Annotated in this window: 16 protein-coding genes; all 16 read right to left on the bottom strand. The window is 32.8% G+C overall.

Annotated elements, in window-relative coordinates; genetic code table 11:
* Positions 1-14: 14 nt before the first annotated feature.
* Positions 15-1082 (bottom strand): competence type IV pilus assembly protein ComGB, encoded by a 1068-nt coding sequence (comGB, locus tag CD172_RS09905; RefSeq protein ID WP_103346251.1) that lies wholly within the window; start codon positions 1080-1082, stop codon positions 15-17.
* Positions 1051-2025, bottom strand: coding sequence for a competence type IV pilus ATPase ComGA (comGA, locus tag CD172_RS09900; RefSeq protein WP_060551125.1), 975 nt, complete (start codon positions 2023-2025; stop codon positions 1051-1053). Before comGA ends, comGB begins: the two co-directional genes overlap by 32 nt.
* A 56-nt stretch (positions 2026-2081) precedes the next feature.
* Positions 2082-2705: an MBL fold metallo-hydrolase gene (locus CD172_RS09895; RefSeq protein ID WP_103346250.1), complete on the bottom strand. Its 624-nt coding sequence runs from the start codon at positions 2703-2705 to the stop codon at positions 2082-2084.
* Positions 2706-2719: 14 nt separating this feature from the next.
* The gene (locus CD172_RS09890; RefSeq protein ID WP_037567688.1) at positions 2720-3031 is read right to left on the bottom strand and encodes an MTH1187 family thiamine-binding protein; all 312 of its coding nucleotides are present in this window, start codon (positions 3029-3031) and stop codon (positions 2720-2722) included.
* Positions 3032-4018: an ROK family glucokinase gene (locus tag CD172_RS09885; RefSeq protein ID WP_103346249.1), complete on the bottom strand. Its 987-nt coding sequence runs from the start codon at positions 4016-4018 to the stop codon at positions 3032-3034.
* On the bottom strand, positions 4015-4218 hold the full coding sequence (locus CD172_RS09880) for a YqgQ family protein (protein WP_037567684.1): 204 nt from the start codon (positions 4216-4218) through the stop codon (positions 4015-4017). Before CD172_RS09880 ends, CD172_RS09885 begins: the two co-directional genes overlap by 4 nt.
* Position 4219: 1 nt before the next feature.
* Positions 4220-5659: a rhomboid family intramembrane serine protease gene (locus CD172_RS09875; RefSeq protein WP_060551129.1), complete on the bottom strand. Its 1440-nt coding sequence runs from the start codon at positions 5657-5659 to the stop codon at positions 4220-4222.
* A 17-nt stretch (positions 5660-5676) separates the two neighbouring features.
* The gene (locus CD172_RS09870; protein ID WP_060551130.1) at positions 5677-6216 is read right to left on the bottom strand and encodes a 5-formyltetrahydrofolate cyclo-ligase; all 540 of its coding nucleotides are present in this window, start codon (positions 6214-6216) and stop codon (positions 5677-5679) included.
* A 112-nt stretch (positions 6217-6328) separates the two neighbouring features.
* Positions 6329-6493 carry a 50S ribosomal protein L33 gene (gene rpmG / locus CD172_RS09865; RefSeq protein ID WP_256903594.1) on the bottom strand — a complete coding sequence of 55 codons (165 nt, stop codon included), beginning with the start codon at positions 6491-6493 and terminating at the stop codon, positions 6329-6331.
* A 55-nt stretch (positions 6494-6548) separates the two neighbouring features.
* Complete coding sequence (phoU, locus tag CD172_RS09860; protein WP_060552482.1) at positions 6549-7199, bottom strand: phosphate signaling complex protein PhoU; 651 nt, start codon at positions 7197-7199, stop codon at positions 6549-6551.
* A gap of 1 nt (position 7200) precedes the next feature.
* Positions 7201-8067: a phosphate ABC transporter ATP-binding protein PstB gene (pstB, locus tag CD172_RS09855; RefSeq protein WP_060551131.1), complete on the bottom strand. Its 867-nt coding sequence runs from the start codon at positions 8065-8067 to the stop codon at positions 7201-7203.
* Positions 8068-8099: 32 nt separating this feature from the next.
* Complete coding sequence (gene pstA, locus CD172_RS09850) at positions 8100-8978, bottom strand: phosphate ABC transporter permease PstA (protein ID WP_103346248.1); 879 nt, start codon at positions 8976-8978, stop codon at positions 8100-8102.
* Between the two features lies 1 nt (position 8979).
* Positions 8980-9906 carry a phosphate ABC transporter permease subunit PstC gene (gene pstC, locus CD172_RS09845; protein WP_103346247.1) on the bottom strand — a complete coding sequence of 309 codons (927 nt, stop codon included), beginning with the start codon at positions 9904-9906 and terminating at the stop codon, positions 8980-8982.
* An 81-nt stretch (positions 9907-9987) separates the two neighbouring features.
* Entirely contained in the window at positions 9988-10953 is a 966-nt protein-coding gene (locus CD172_RS09840) for a PstS family phosphate ABC transporter substrate-binding protein (protein WP_037567668.1), read from the bottom strand.
* Positions 10954-11147: 194 nt separating this feature from the next.
* A complete protein-coding gene (locus CD172_RS09835) occupies positions 11148-13184 on the bottom strand; it encodes a peptidoglycan D,D-transpeptidase FtsI family protein (protein WP_103346252.1) in 2037 nt (678 codons plus the stop codon).
* 275 nt (positions 13185-13459) lie between these two features.
* Positions 13460-14059: a superoxide dismutase gene (locus CD172_RS09830; RefSeq protein WP_060551133.1), complete on the bottom strand. Its 600-nt coding sequence runs from the start codon at positions 14057-14059 to the stop codon at positions 13460-13462.
* Positions 14060-14242 lie beyond the last annotated feature (183 nt).

The following is a 14242-nucleotide window of genomic DNA, read 5'->3' as shown; positions in this document are numbered from 1 at the left end:
CATTATAAATCCTCCTAATTTTGAATGGTTTGCATCATATTAAATATAGGTAACATCATGACTAAGTAGACAGATAAAATCAGTAAACCAATGAGCCCGAACATGACAGGTTGAATATAGCTAATGTGTTTTTTTATAAAAGATTCAATGTGATCCATAAGGAATTGTGAATATACTAATAATTCTATATCTAATTTGTCGCGTTTTTCTCCTTGTTCAATATATGAAATAAATTGGGCTTCAAAACATTGAAATTGACGCATGATTTCAGAAAGTGTGCTCCCATTTTGCAAAGAAGTAGATATAGTAGCGCCTAAATATTGGAGGAAACGATTTTCTTTTTGTTGACTATAAATATAAACAATTTGATTAAATGTAATACCATTTTTGAAAAATAAAGCGAATTGATTCGTAATTTGGTACGTTATAAATAAACGGTAATATTTATGGAATATTGGGAGGTGTGATAAAATTTGAATTTGTTTGGAGATCGTTAGTTTGCTAAGCCATTGTTTAAATAAATAATAAGCAGTAGTGATCATCAATAGTAGTATTATAAATATATAAGGTAAGTACTCAATACTTTTTCTTAAAATAAATTGAAGTACGTCTTCTTTTAAATCCATAGATTGATACATAGATTGAAATTCAGGCATCACTGTCTGATTCAAAATTACAATTAACACCATAAAAATAGTAAGTAAAATGACGGGATACTGAATGCTTTTATAAAATTGTTTCATTAAAATTTGGTTTTGTTTATAGTACGCGTGGCACTGTTTTAACGTGTTTTGAAGCGCACTGTATTGCTCCGCGAAATAAAGTTGCATTAGAATTGTTTCTGGGTATTTCAAGAACTTGAATAAATCATAACACGTACTTCCTCGTTGCAATAACTGATTGAATTGCTTATTAATCAATGCATTTTTAATATTAAGTTGACCATAGAGAAAATTCATGGCTTCGACTAAAGTAAACCCATGTTCAAGTAGTGCATATAAACGTAACATTAGAGTGAGATGGTGTTTTTTTATTTGCCGCATATTAACTCTATTTTTGATATTTTCTAAGTGTGTGCGCATCTATCTCTCCTTTCTTTTGTAAATCATTAAGTTTGTCATTTAGACTTTTAAAATTTTTAGGAAGTAAAAAATTATGGTTTAAAAAGTATTGAATATCTTCTTGAGACATTAACTCGTAGACTAAGCGTCTTGAATGATTATTAGTTGTAATTAACCTTTGATTTACAATTAAGTTGAGTGCCTGAATTAAATCTTGTTTAGTTATCCCCATTTCGATTAGTCGTAACAACACACCTTGACAATCATTTGCATGAATGGTCGATAAAACTAAGTGTCCGCTTAAACTTGCTTGAATCACTTCCTTAGCAATTAATCCATCTCTAATTTCACCAATCAAGATAACGTCGGGATCGCAACGTAAAATAGCCTTTAATGAGTTGCCATATGTGATATCAGCTTTTTCATTTACTGAAATCTGAGTTACACCATTTAGCAATTGTTCGACAGGATCTTCGATAGTAATGATATTTAAATTGAGTTTTTCTTTTGCATAAACCACCATTTGGTACATTAATGTACTCTTGCCAGCACCAGTAGGACCACTAAATAAAATTAAACCTTGTTTCTTTTCCATAATTCTTTGTATATCATGTGCAGTTTGGTTGAAATCTGCTTGAAAAAGTTGAGGTGTGATACGAATCACGCAACTTTCAGAACCTAAATTTAGAGGTAGAGTTGATACACGTAAATAGTATAAAGTCTCAAATTCGTAAATGTAACGACCGCTTTGTGCTTTATGTCTTGAGGAAACATCAAGGCCTGCTTTGAATTTTAATAATGTTAACAATTTTTGATACGTTTCTAAATTTAATGTGTCAAAACATTGCAAATGATCTTTAACTCTTAGCTTGACCTCTACTTGTGATGAATTAGGGATAAAATGGATATCAGACGCCTCATGTTTAATAGCATATTGAACAACATGATCAATTAATAGTTGCATTAAAAATCACCTCTCACATATATACACGTAAGAGGTGATGTATTTACTTTTTTTGTTTATCCGTTTAAAAATGGATTCATAAATTCATTTTCGATTGTTGTGCTTGGTCCATGACCAGGATAAATCGGCATCGTTTCATCTAACTCGAAAAGTTTATCTTTAATTGAGTCTATCAATGTTTCAAGGTCTCCTTGATATAAATCAGTACGGCCAATACCATTATTGAAAAGTGTATCACCTACTACAGCGAAATCCTTAAATACATAAGACAAGCTACCTGGAGAATGGCCTGGTGTATAAAGTACACTGATATCAAATCCGTGTAATTGAATATCTCCTTCGTCAATGAATTGAGGTTTTGCCTGACTAGTAATGATTGGAAGACCCAATTCTTGAAATTTCTGTGAACCATTTTTAGCTGGGTTTGTAAGAAAATCATGCTCGTTTTTATGCATATATACTGGAACAGGATGTACATTTAATACATCATCCAATGCCGCGATATGATCAAAGTGTGCATGTGTAAGTAATATCGCTTTTAGAGGTTTGTTCATAGATTTTATTTTATCTAAAATTTTATGAGATTCACCAGCTGGATCAATGATTAACAAAGCGTCCTCATTTGTTACGAAATACGTGTTTGTACTTACAAAACCTAATGGCAAATATGAAATTTCCATAATTAAAACTCCTCTTAAGATAAATGTTTTTCTACTGACGTTAATTTGTCATTCATTTTACGTTGTTTATCACGTCTATCATCAATTCGAATATTCGTGCAAACGCGGTCTAACCCTTTATTGAACGGCAATTCATGAATCACTTTAACGACATTGAGTAAATCTTCAAGGTCCCCTTCGATAAGTGTATTCATAGGTGTAAGTTGGTAATCAATTTTACCTTGTTTTTTAAACTTTTCTAATTCGATTTGAATTTCTGCAATATATTTACTTACACTAGGCCCATCCGTACCTACTGGTATGACAACAACGTCTACTATAGCCATTTAAATACGCTCCTTTTCGATGACATAGGTTTTAATCAATCCTGCTGCACCGGTAATGCCAGCATCATTTCCTAATTCAGCTCGAACAATTTCGGTGTATTCTTGTGCAGGTGTAAATGTAAGATGGTGATATTCTGTTTTAATATTTTCAACTAAAATATCACCAGCCTCGGACATACCTCCTCCTAAAATGATGTATTTAGGATTTGTTGTTACGCTAATAATACTCGCTAAATAAGCAATGTGATGTGCGACGCGTTCTGTTATAAATATACAGAATTGATCTCCTTTTTTAGCTGCATCAAATACTGCCTTAGCAGTCACTTTATTTTCTTTGATGAGATGCAGAATGGATGATTTAAAAGTGAGTTTAGGGTAATAAAAATTAACTAAATTCACAACACCAGTAGCTGATGCAACGGTTTCAATACATCCAGATTTACCACAATTACATTTAAAGCGTTGATCGTGATCGACACGAATGTGTCCTAATTCCGCTCCGGAGCCGTTATGTCCATGTACGATTTCACCATTCGAAATGATGCCTCCGCCAAGGCCTGTTCCTAATGTGATAGCAACAACATCATCTGCTTGCTTACCTGCCCCATTGTGTTTCTCCCCTAGCGCCGCTACATTAGCATCATTGTCGACAAAAACAGGGAAATCTACAAACTCAGACATTATCGCATGCACATTGACTTTTCCCGGCCAGTTCAAATTGACAGCCCCATGAATAATACCTGTTTCGAAATCAACTGGACCAGGTATACCGATACCCATGCCAATAATGCGCGTCATATCATAATTAAGAGATTTGCATTTTTCAACAAACGCGTTATAAATTTGTTCAAGAAGTATACGTCCTGTAGGATCTGAAATATCTGTTTCTATAGACCATTTTGTGAGACGTTCTAATTGATCACTAAAAATGCCTAACTTACAAGTTGTACCGCCTACATCGGCTGCTAAAATTAAATCTTTTTTCATCCACGTTTCATCCTTCTTTGATTAATTAACAATTTTGATTGCATGAACGTTTCATTATTGATCAGTCCATGTTTATAAAGCGTTCTAATCTCTTGCTCTATCATCTCTAGCATATCACCTTCATCGTCAAAGTAAACAATGAAACCAAATTGTTTTAATAATTGTAATACATCATAAAATGTACGGAGGTTTGTCTGCATGTTAATCATCCAGTTCTTTTTTTAAATTAATTGCATTCTTGTTTTGGGGATCGACCTCCAAAACTTTTTTTATAAATTTTTTTGCACTTTTATTATCTCCTAAAGAGCGATTCGCAATCGCCATTTGATAATTTAATAATGGTGAATCTGGAAAAATTCGTAATCCTCTTTCCCATTCAGCAATTGCTTCAGCTTTAGAATTTTTTGCTGCTATAACAAAGCCTGAAAGATAATATGTTTCGTCATTAGCATAGTCTTTTTTTACAGTTTCTCTAATCATGTGTTTCGCTTCTGAAAAATGACCCTCATTCATTTGTTTTTGAATAATCTTATTATAGATATTGACATCTTCTATTAAAAATATACGCACTAACAAGCCGATGATTAAAACGGATGTAACGATAATGAGAATATGAAATCCTTTTTTAAAAGTCTTATAAAAATAACCAATATAAACGATTAAACCACCTGCAAATAATCCACCTAGATGTGCGATAATATTGACATTATTCATAAATAAAGAAATGACTGCCATAATAAGTGTTGCAATAATAATTTGAAGCATCATTTTCTGAGTGAATTTTTTACTAATAAGCATCATGGCTACAATGGCACCTAATAAGCCAAATATTGCGCCACTTGCACCTAATGAAATATTGTCATTTAAAAATGCAAGAGAGAAAAGGTTTCCCATTATACCTGAAAATAGATATATGACTAACATTTGCCAACGTCCTACTAAAGATTCAACAATCTTACCGAATATGAATAGTGATAACATATTGAATAGTAAGTGTTCAAAATTTAAATGTAAAAATATGGATGAAACCAATCTATAGATTTCCCCATGTACAAAATTAAAATGAGACAAAGCACCGACATTAATAATTTCTAAATCAGTACGATGTGGCAAAAATAATAAAATGGTAAGCCAAACGATGACGTTAGTTGCAATTAAAGCATAAGTTATGGGTGCAAATTGATACATCGCATGTTCGACAGGATTTTGGTTTAACGTACGTTGCTTGTAATATGTACTGGATTTTGTATCTTTATTAGTGAGTTCTCTTTTTAATAAAGGATGTTTAATCTTGTTTATAAAAGTTTTACGTGATTCAATATGATGGAATTTTATTTTGATTGGATGATGTTCAGTAAAATGTTGAACATCTATGTTTTTATCATTAAAAACATAAACATCATATTTACGCACGTCAAATGATAAAAATGCGTCAATATCTTCTTTGTGTTCCTTTAATCTTTCGTGTGTAAATCCGAGTTCTTGAGAAGTAAACTCACCAAATTTAAAGATAACGATGTGATGTTTTTTTTGATTTGAGAGCCATATTTCACTTTTCTCTTTATCAAAATGAACACATTTATAATTATAATATTTTATCCACAAATAAGCGGATTTCCATTGAAATTTTTCATCAATCATATCGTGCCTCCAAAGTGCTATGTTTTAGCAATAATTAGTTCTTGTACGGGATAGTCATGAGGCTCAACCGGTATTTGATCTGATAATTGTATGTCATAAACGAGACTAATAGTACTAGGTTGATATTGAGATAAGAATTGATCGAAATATCCACCGCCGTATCCAATACGATACCCTGCGTGATTAAATATAACACCGGGCACTACGACCAGATCTAAATCATTTTTAACTGGCGTATCAGCATTTACATATCGAATGGATTTTTCATCAACAGCCACTTGATTTAAATCTTCTAATTGCTGAAATTGCATGATGTGTTTATCGTAATTTGTAGAAGGTACATAAACTGATTTATGATGGTCAAGTGCATACTGTATAATTGGGTCTGTTTGAACTTCATGAGGCATGGATAACACGATACCAATATGTTGCGCATTTACGAACTTTTCATGTTCAATTAATTGTTTAAATAAAAAATGGTCCGCTTTAGTTTTAACCCTTTCATTCAACCCACGCATTAATGCAAGTGTAGATTTGCGCATTTCTTTCTTACTCATTCTATCCCCTCCTCTTAAATATATGTATATTATAGCGTGCTCAATTACTTATGTCATGAAAATCAAGTTAAAAAAATGGCCAGAACACATTGTGCTCTAGCCCAAGAATAAACTATTTAGTTTCACGATGTAATGTATGTTTGTTTTCACGTGTACAGAATTTTTTCATTTCAATACGTTCAGGATTTGTTCGTTTGTTTTTAGTAGAAATGTAGTTACGATCTCCACATTCTGTACAAGCAAGAGTTACGTTAACACGCATATGAACCCTCCTCATCTTTCTTAAAATACGACTTTATTATCATACCATCTTCGTACTTAATTGGGAAGAGTTAATTATCGTAAGATTCGTATCTTTCGCCTGTAATAAAATAATAAATATGTTCAGAAATATTGACAATGTGATCGCCTATACGTTCCAAATATCTTGCTACTAAATGGGCTTGACCTGAAACAAAAGGATCATTATCTATTAAATATGTTGAGTTGACGATTTGTTTGTATAAATCATCAATATCATGATCACGATCAATAATTTCCTTCACAAGCTCTAAATCATCATTTTTTGCCGCATCATTTAAATCTTTTAACATTAATAATGCTAATCTTCCCATCGTTTCTAAGCGCATCACTAAATATTTATCAGTAAATTTAGCTCGCGTTCGAATTTTAGCAATATTGGCGGCGTTATCTGCCATTCTTTCAAATTCAGAGGCAATCTTCAATGTAGACATCATTAAACGTAAGTCTTTAGCCATAGGCTGTTGTTTCGTAATGAGCATTACAACTTTTTCATTTATATCAAACTCTAATCTATTAATTTTTTTATCCTTATTAATAATTTCACGTGCATGTGTAATTTGGCTATCCGTCAGAACACGAATGGATTGATCAATCATTGAATACGTCTGAAGGCCAAGTGTACGAATATCTTTAAATAATTCATTTAACTGACCTTCATATCTTTTTCTAATCACCATAATATTAACCAAAACGCCCTGAAATGTAGTCTTCAGTTTGTTTATCTGAAGGATTAGAAAAAATCTTGTCAGTATCGTCGTATTCATTGACGTAGCCATTTAAAAAGAATGCAGTTTTATCAGACACGCGTGCAGCTTGTTGCATGTTATGCGTAACGATAATAATTGAATAATCTTTCTTCAAATCTTGAACTAGTTCTTCAACACGTAATGTTGATATAGGATCTAAGGCTGATGTAGGCTCATCCATTAAGATAACATCTGGTTCAATTGCAAGACAACGTGCGATACAAACACGCTGTTGTTGGCCCCCAGATAAACCGTATGCATTTTGATTTAAACGATCTTTCAATTCATCCCAAATAGCAGCGCCACGCAGTGATTTTTCTACAATTTCGTCTAAAACTTTTTTATCTTTAATCCCATGGATTCTTGGTCCATAAGTGATGTTATCATAAATGGATTTAGGAAATGGATTAGGTTGTTGAAAAACCATACCTACATTCGTACGTAACTTTTCAACTGGATAATTTTTATCAAAAATATTCTGATCACGGTATAAAATTTTTCCGGATGTTTTCACGCTAGGAACAAGCTCTACCATTCTATTTAATGCTTTTACATATGTTGATTTACCTGATCCTGAAGGTCCAATGATTGCAGTGACATTTTTCTCTAGTATATCTAAATTAACATTTTTTAATGAATGTTGTTCACCATACCATAAATCTAAATTTTGAGTAGAATAAACAACTCGACGTTGATTATTATCTGAATGATTATGATGAGCTTGATCTACGGCAGTAAAAGGTGTGTTTGCGTGTTCATTTACTTTTTTAGTATGTTTTTCTAGTTCTTTTATATTATTCATAAGAAACCCTCTTTTCACTCTCACTACTTAAGTTAATATTTCTTTGAAAATTTGTTGCGAATTAAAACTGCGATAGTATTTAAAATGAGTAAAATTAACAATAATACAATAATTGCGGCTGATGATAAAGCTTGAAAATCTAAACCAGGTTTTCTTGCCCAATCATAAATTTGTAACGGTAATGTTTGGAATGAATCTAAAATACTATTTGGCGTACGTAATAGAATGGTTGGTATACCAATTGCTACTAAAGGTGCTGTTTCACCAATGGCACGTGAAATGGCTAAAATAACACCTGTTACAATACCAGGAATTGCTGCTGGTAATACTACGTTTTTAATGGTTTGCCATTTATTGGCGCCAAGCCCATATGATGCTTCCTTTACTGAATTCGGCACCGCACGTATAGCTTCTTGGCTTGCAACGATAATGACTGGCAATATGAGTAAAGCCAATGTTAATGCAGCAGCAATGACTGAGTTACCTAATTTTAATAAACCTACAAATATCGTTGCACCTAACAATCCATATACAATCGATGGGACAGACGCTAAATTGGAAATGTTAATTTTAACGAACTTTGTAAATGCATTATCTTTAGCATATTCTTCAAGATAAATCGCGCTTCCGACGCCTAAAACTAAAGCGATTGGAATGAGCGTCATCATTAACCATAATGTTCCAATCAATGCCCCTTTAACCCCTGCTGTGCTCGCAGATGAACTTGAAAAATTAGAGAAAAAGTCTGTGGACATTAATGGAAGTCCTTTTCTTAAAATGTCTACAAGCAAGATTGTTAAAACTACTAAACCAATCAATGTACAAATCAAGAACAAAGCTTTAAAAACTTTATTTTTAGTCATTCGGCCAGAGAGTTTTTTCTCTACTGAAGCTTGGTCGATTAAATTCATTTTAATACTCCTCTCTGAAACGTTTCGTAATCCATTGAGAAATAAAGTTCATAATCAATGTAAAGATAAATAGTGTGAAACCAACAGCGTAAATACTGTAATAAAGATCAGAACCATTCGTAGCATCACCTTGTGACACCTGTACGATATACGCAGTCATCGTTTGAATGGAATGTGTTAAATCAAGATCAAATGATGGACTAGAACCTGCTGCTAAAGACACAATCATTGTTTCACCAATGGCACGAGATATTGCTAATACAATAGATGCCATAATACCAGAAGTGGCTGCAGGAATAATCACTTTAAAAATCATTTCAAGCTTGGTTGATCCTAATCCTAACGCCCCTTCACGAATTTTATTAGGTACGGACGACATCGCATCTTCACTCATACTCGCTATCATTGGAATGATCATAACGCCAACAACCAAACCAGGACTAATGGCGTTAAAACTCGATATACTTGGAAAGATTGATCTTAAAATGGGTGTTACAAGTGTTAAGGCAAAAAAACCATAAACTATTGTTGGAATCCCTGCTAGAATTTCAAGAATTGGTTTAATTACTTTTTTAGTGCGTTTAGATGCATATTCACTTAAATATATGGCTGCACCTAAACCAACAGGAACTGCAAAAATCGTAGCTATCGCTGTAATTTTTAACGTACCTAATATGAGTGCCCAAATACCGTACTTTGGATTGGAACTAAAAGGATTCCAATCGGTTTCTAAAAAGAATTTAGACATTGGAACTTTAGTGAAAAATGTGATTGTTTCAGTTAATAATGTCACTACAATACCAATTGTTGTTAAGATAGAAATGGCTGCAATTGCGGCTAAAATAATAGGCATAATTTTATCACTTTTAGATGATCCAACGTTACTTTTATTTTGAATCATTTCACGAACATTATGCTGTGATTTCATACATGTATGCTCCTTTACTTAAAAAAGGGACTTAGAAAATCAAGTCCCTTTCATTCCCTTTAATTCATATCAATGCTTGAACTATTTTTCGCTTTTACCAGTAATTTTTTCTAATTTTGAAAGTTGATCTTTGTAGTCTTTTTCAGGTAATGCTACATAATCAACACCTTTAGCTTCGGCAGCTTTCCCTTTGTTATCTAAAGTGAATTTCATGAACTCTGCGAATGCTTTATTGTCTTTTAATTTTTTATTATTTGCATAGATGAATAACGGACGACTTAATGCGTATGAACCATCTTGAATTGTTTTGGCATCTGGTTCAATTGCTTTTCCATCTTTGCCTTTAATTTTAACGGCTTTTAAGTTATCTTGATTTTCTTTATAGAAGTTATAAGCGAAGAATCCGATACCCTCTTTATTGTCTTGTACCGATTTAACAATAACATCTGTATTTTGGTTTTTCTCTGCTTTGATGTCTTGTTTATTCATTACTTCTTCACTAAAGAAATCATACGTACCGTGTGATTGGTCTGGTGAAAAAGCTTTAATAGGTTTTTTAGGATACTTTGGATTTACATCTGACCAGTTTTTCGCTTGTCCAGAATAGATTTTCTTTAAATCGTCTAAAGAGAGTTCCTTAACAAAATCATTATCTTTATTAACTGCAATTGTTAAACCGTCTTTAGCGATTTCAAATTCTGTATAGTCAATTTTTTTATCTTTCAATTGTTGTTTCTCTTCATCTTTAATTGGACGAGATGCATTAGAGAAATCTGTTTTACCTGCGATAAATTGTTTGAATCCATCACCTGTCCCTGAAGTCACATTTTCAACGGTAGCTTTATTGTATTGTTTAGAAAATTCTTCATTTAACTTTTCAATAATTGGTGCAACTGTTGATGAGCCATTCCCTTTTACAGTACCCTCAACATTTGTATTTTCTCCTTTATTCCCACTATCTCCACCTTGTTGTCCAGCGCCTCCGCAAGCACCTAATAATAATGATGCACCTACGACTGTAGTACCTAATACTTGCCATTTCTTCATTGAAACATCCTCCTAGTAATAGAAATCACTACTTTTAATTACATTCTTAGCATACTAAGTAATTGTTAACCTTCAATAAATTGAATGTAAATTTTGTGTTAATATTAAGAAATTGTGGAGATGTACAATAAATGCAAAAAAACACACATCATTTTGATGTGTGTTTAAAAAAGATTGTTTTAATGTGAATTACATTAACCGAAAAAGTAATTAATAACGTCTCTACCTAAATCGCCACCATTAAGCCATGGTTCAGGAACAGGTTGGTTCGTATAAACAATTGAAAAAGAGAGTTTAGGGTCATTTGCTGGTGCATAACCTACATAGGTAGAGTTAACTCTTGGCTCACCATCTTGAAAAACTTCGGCAGTACCTGTTTTTCCTGCGGTACGTACTTTGGTTTTACTAAAGCTTGCATAACCCGTTCCCTTCTCTTTATTAAACGCCATATCGAACCCTTTTTGAACTTGATGAATTTCCTCAGGTGTATTGTTAATACGATTTAAAACTCGACCCTGGATAGACTTTTTAATAGGACCCAATTCATCATCGCGTGTTGCGTGACGTATTTCCTTAGCGATATGTGGTTGGATTCTCACACCATTATTAGCAATTGTTGAAACATATTGTGATAACTGAATTGGTGAATACGTATCATATTGACCAATTGCTAAGTCTAAATAATTACCAGGATTATCTTTCAAAGGTTCAATTTGTCCTGTAACTTCATTAGGTAAGTCGATACCTGTTTTAACGCCTAATCCTACTTGATTAAGACCTTTTCGTAATTTTTGACCAGGCACTGTAACGTCATTTGGAAGTGCCATATTATTTGAATAATCTAATCCTGCCATTTTCAAGGCAGTTTTAAACATATAGACGTTTGATGAATGCATTAAAGCTTCACTATCTGAAATGCGTATTTGACTATTTTTATTAAAATAAGAACGTTTTGTTCCACCATCTTGGAAATGTAGAGGTTCATCGACCATTTCTTGACCGACTTTAATAGCGTTATTTTGATAACCAGCTAATAAAGTGCCACCTTTCACTGAAGACCCTACAGCATATTGTGTTGTAAATGTACCGATATCAAAATCAGTAAGTTCACCATTTTTATCGATCTTTTTGCCTACCATAGCGAGGATATCGCCATTGCGTGGATCTTGGACAACCATCATAGCACTATCCATATCTTTAGCACCTTCTGACCGTAATTTAGAAATTTGCTTTTCTAAATAGGATTCCGCTTTTTGTTGTAAATTGATATCAATCGTTAGTACTAAATCATCACCACGTGCGCCATCGTTAATCACTTTTGAATCAATCACTTCACCTGACTTGTCAGTCGTATATTGAATTTCTTTTTTCTCACCTCGTAATACATTTTCATATTGTCGTTCGAGGTACGATTTTCCAACACGGTCATTTCTAGAGTATCCTTTAGATAGGTAGTCGTCTGTTAATTCTTTAGGTAAACCTTCTTCAGACGTCGATACTTGTCCTAGAATTCCTCTCAACGTGTTGCCATATGGATATTTACGGTCCCAATCCATTGTTGTATTGATGCCAGGTAAATCTGATAGCTGTTGAGATACTGCGGCATATTCATCGTCTGATACATTATCTTTTTTAACCGTTCTAGGGCTCAAAGTTGTACCCTGAGACATCTCGCGGTATATCGCTAACACTTGCATATCCTTATTAGACAATTGGTTTAAATCTTTATCAGTGAGCTTATTTCTTAAAGATTCATCAAAATCATCTTGAGAAATGTCGCCACTTTCTAGCATGGATTGTTCTTTTTTCATTAAACTTTTAACTTTGTCAGGATATTTTAAAATCCAATAATCTTGCTTATCGCGTTTAGTGATACGATCTGTTTTCATAGTAATAATATTCGCAAGCTTTTTTGCTGTGCTTAAAATTTCTTTTTGACTCGTATTTTTACCTCGAGTATATGTAATTGCTTTTTTAGATGCGTTATCAACAATAACATTGCCATTTCGATCTAAAATTCGGCCGCGCGGTGCAGATTCATTTACTGTAACATTCTCACTTTCACGTATCATTTGATTGAAGTGTGCCCCTTGAGCAATTTGCAAATAACCTAATCTTAGTACGATTAAGACAAATGCTAAAATGATCACAATAAATATGAAATTAATACGAAGATCCATTGTTTGACGCATTTTTTCATCATTAGTTTTTTCTTTTAATCGTTTTAACAACACAACCTACCTCTATTCCGTCATACTACTAAAAATGATATATGAAAATGATGAATTTTGCTAATGTTTTATGAGTAAATATTGACTAAAGACGTTTTACTAATGATACTTTAGAATCTCCTATGACATGTAACCATATTCCATCAACATTTATTTATAAAAAGAAAGGTCGAGACAAAATCACGTCTCGACCTTAAGCATATTTAAAATAATTAATGTGAATATTATAGCCATTCTAAAAATCGAAAGGCCTATTAATTAGTATCATTTATAGATTATTTTGCAGCAGCATAAAATTCGTCAACTTTTTCCCAGTTAACTACATTCCAGAATGTACTAATGTAATCTGGACGTTTGTTTTGATATTTGAGGTAATATGCATGTTCCCAAACATCTAAAGCTAAGATAGGTGCTTTACCTTCTGACAATGGACTATCTTGATTCGCTGTTGTAACGATTTCTAATTGACCATTATTAACTACTAACCAAGCCCAACCTGAACCAAATCTAGCAGCTGCTTTATCAGAGAATTCTTTTTTAAAGGCGTCTAAAGAACCCCATTGTTCTTTAATTTTATCTACTACTTCACCTTTTTCTTCAGCTTCAGGTGATAAGAATTGCCAGAATAGAGAGTGGTTAAAGTGACCGCCACCATTATTACGAACAGCAGTCTTTTTATCTTCTGGTAATTGATCTACGTTAGCAATAAGTTCTTCAATAGATTTATTTTCTAACTCTGTCCCTTTAACTGCATCATTTAATTTTGTTACATAAGTATTATGATGTTTGCTATGGTGAATTTCCATAGTTTCTTTATCAATATGTGGTTCTAATGCGTCATAACCATAAGGTAATTTTGGTAATTCAAAAGCCATAAATAATCATCCTCCTAATTTATGTTCATTTATATTGTAGCAACTAAATGCTCGTAACGACAAAGAATTTGCTTGAATGTATAGTATGATTTTATTTGATTTATTAATATACATACATAAAAATTGTTTATCAATATATAGAATTCAATATAATGGAAACCTCATTACATCTATTATATATAT

The sequence above is a fragment of the Staphylococcus agnetis genome (genome assembly GCF_002901865.1).
GTDB classification, from domain to species: Bacteria; Bacillota; Bacilli; order Staphylococcales; family Staphylococcaceae; genus Staphylococcus; species Staphylococcus agnetis.
The sequence above is the reverse complement of the archived record's forward strand: the minus strand, read 5'-3'. Positions and strand labels throughout refer to the sequence as shown.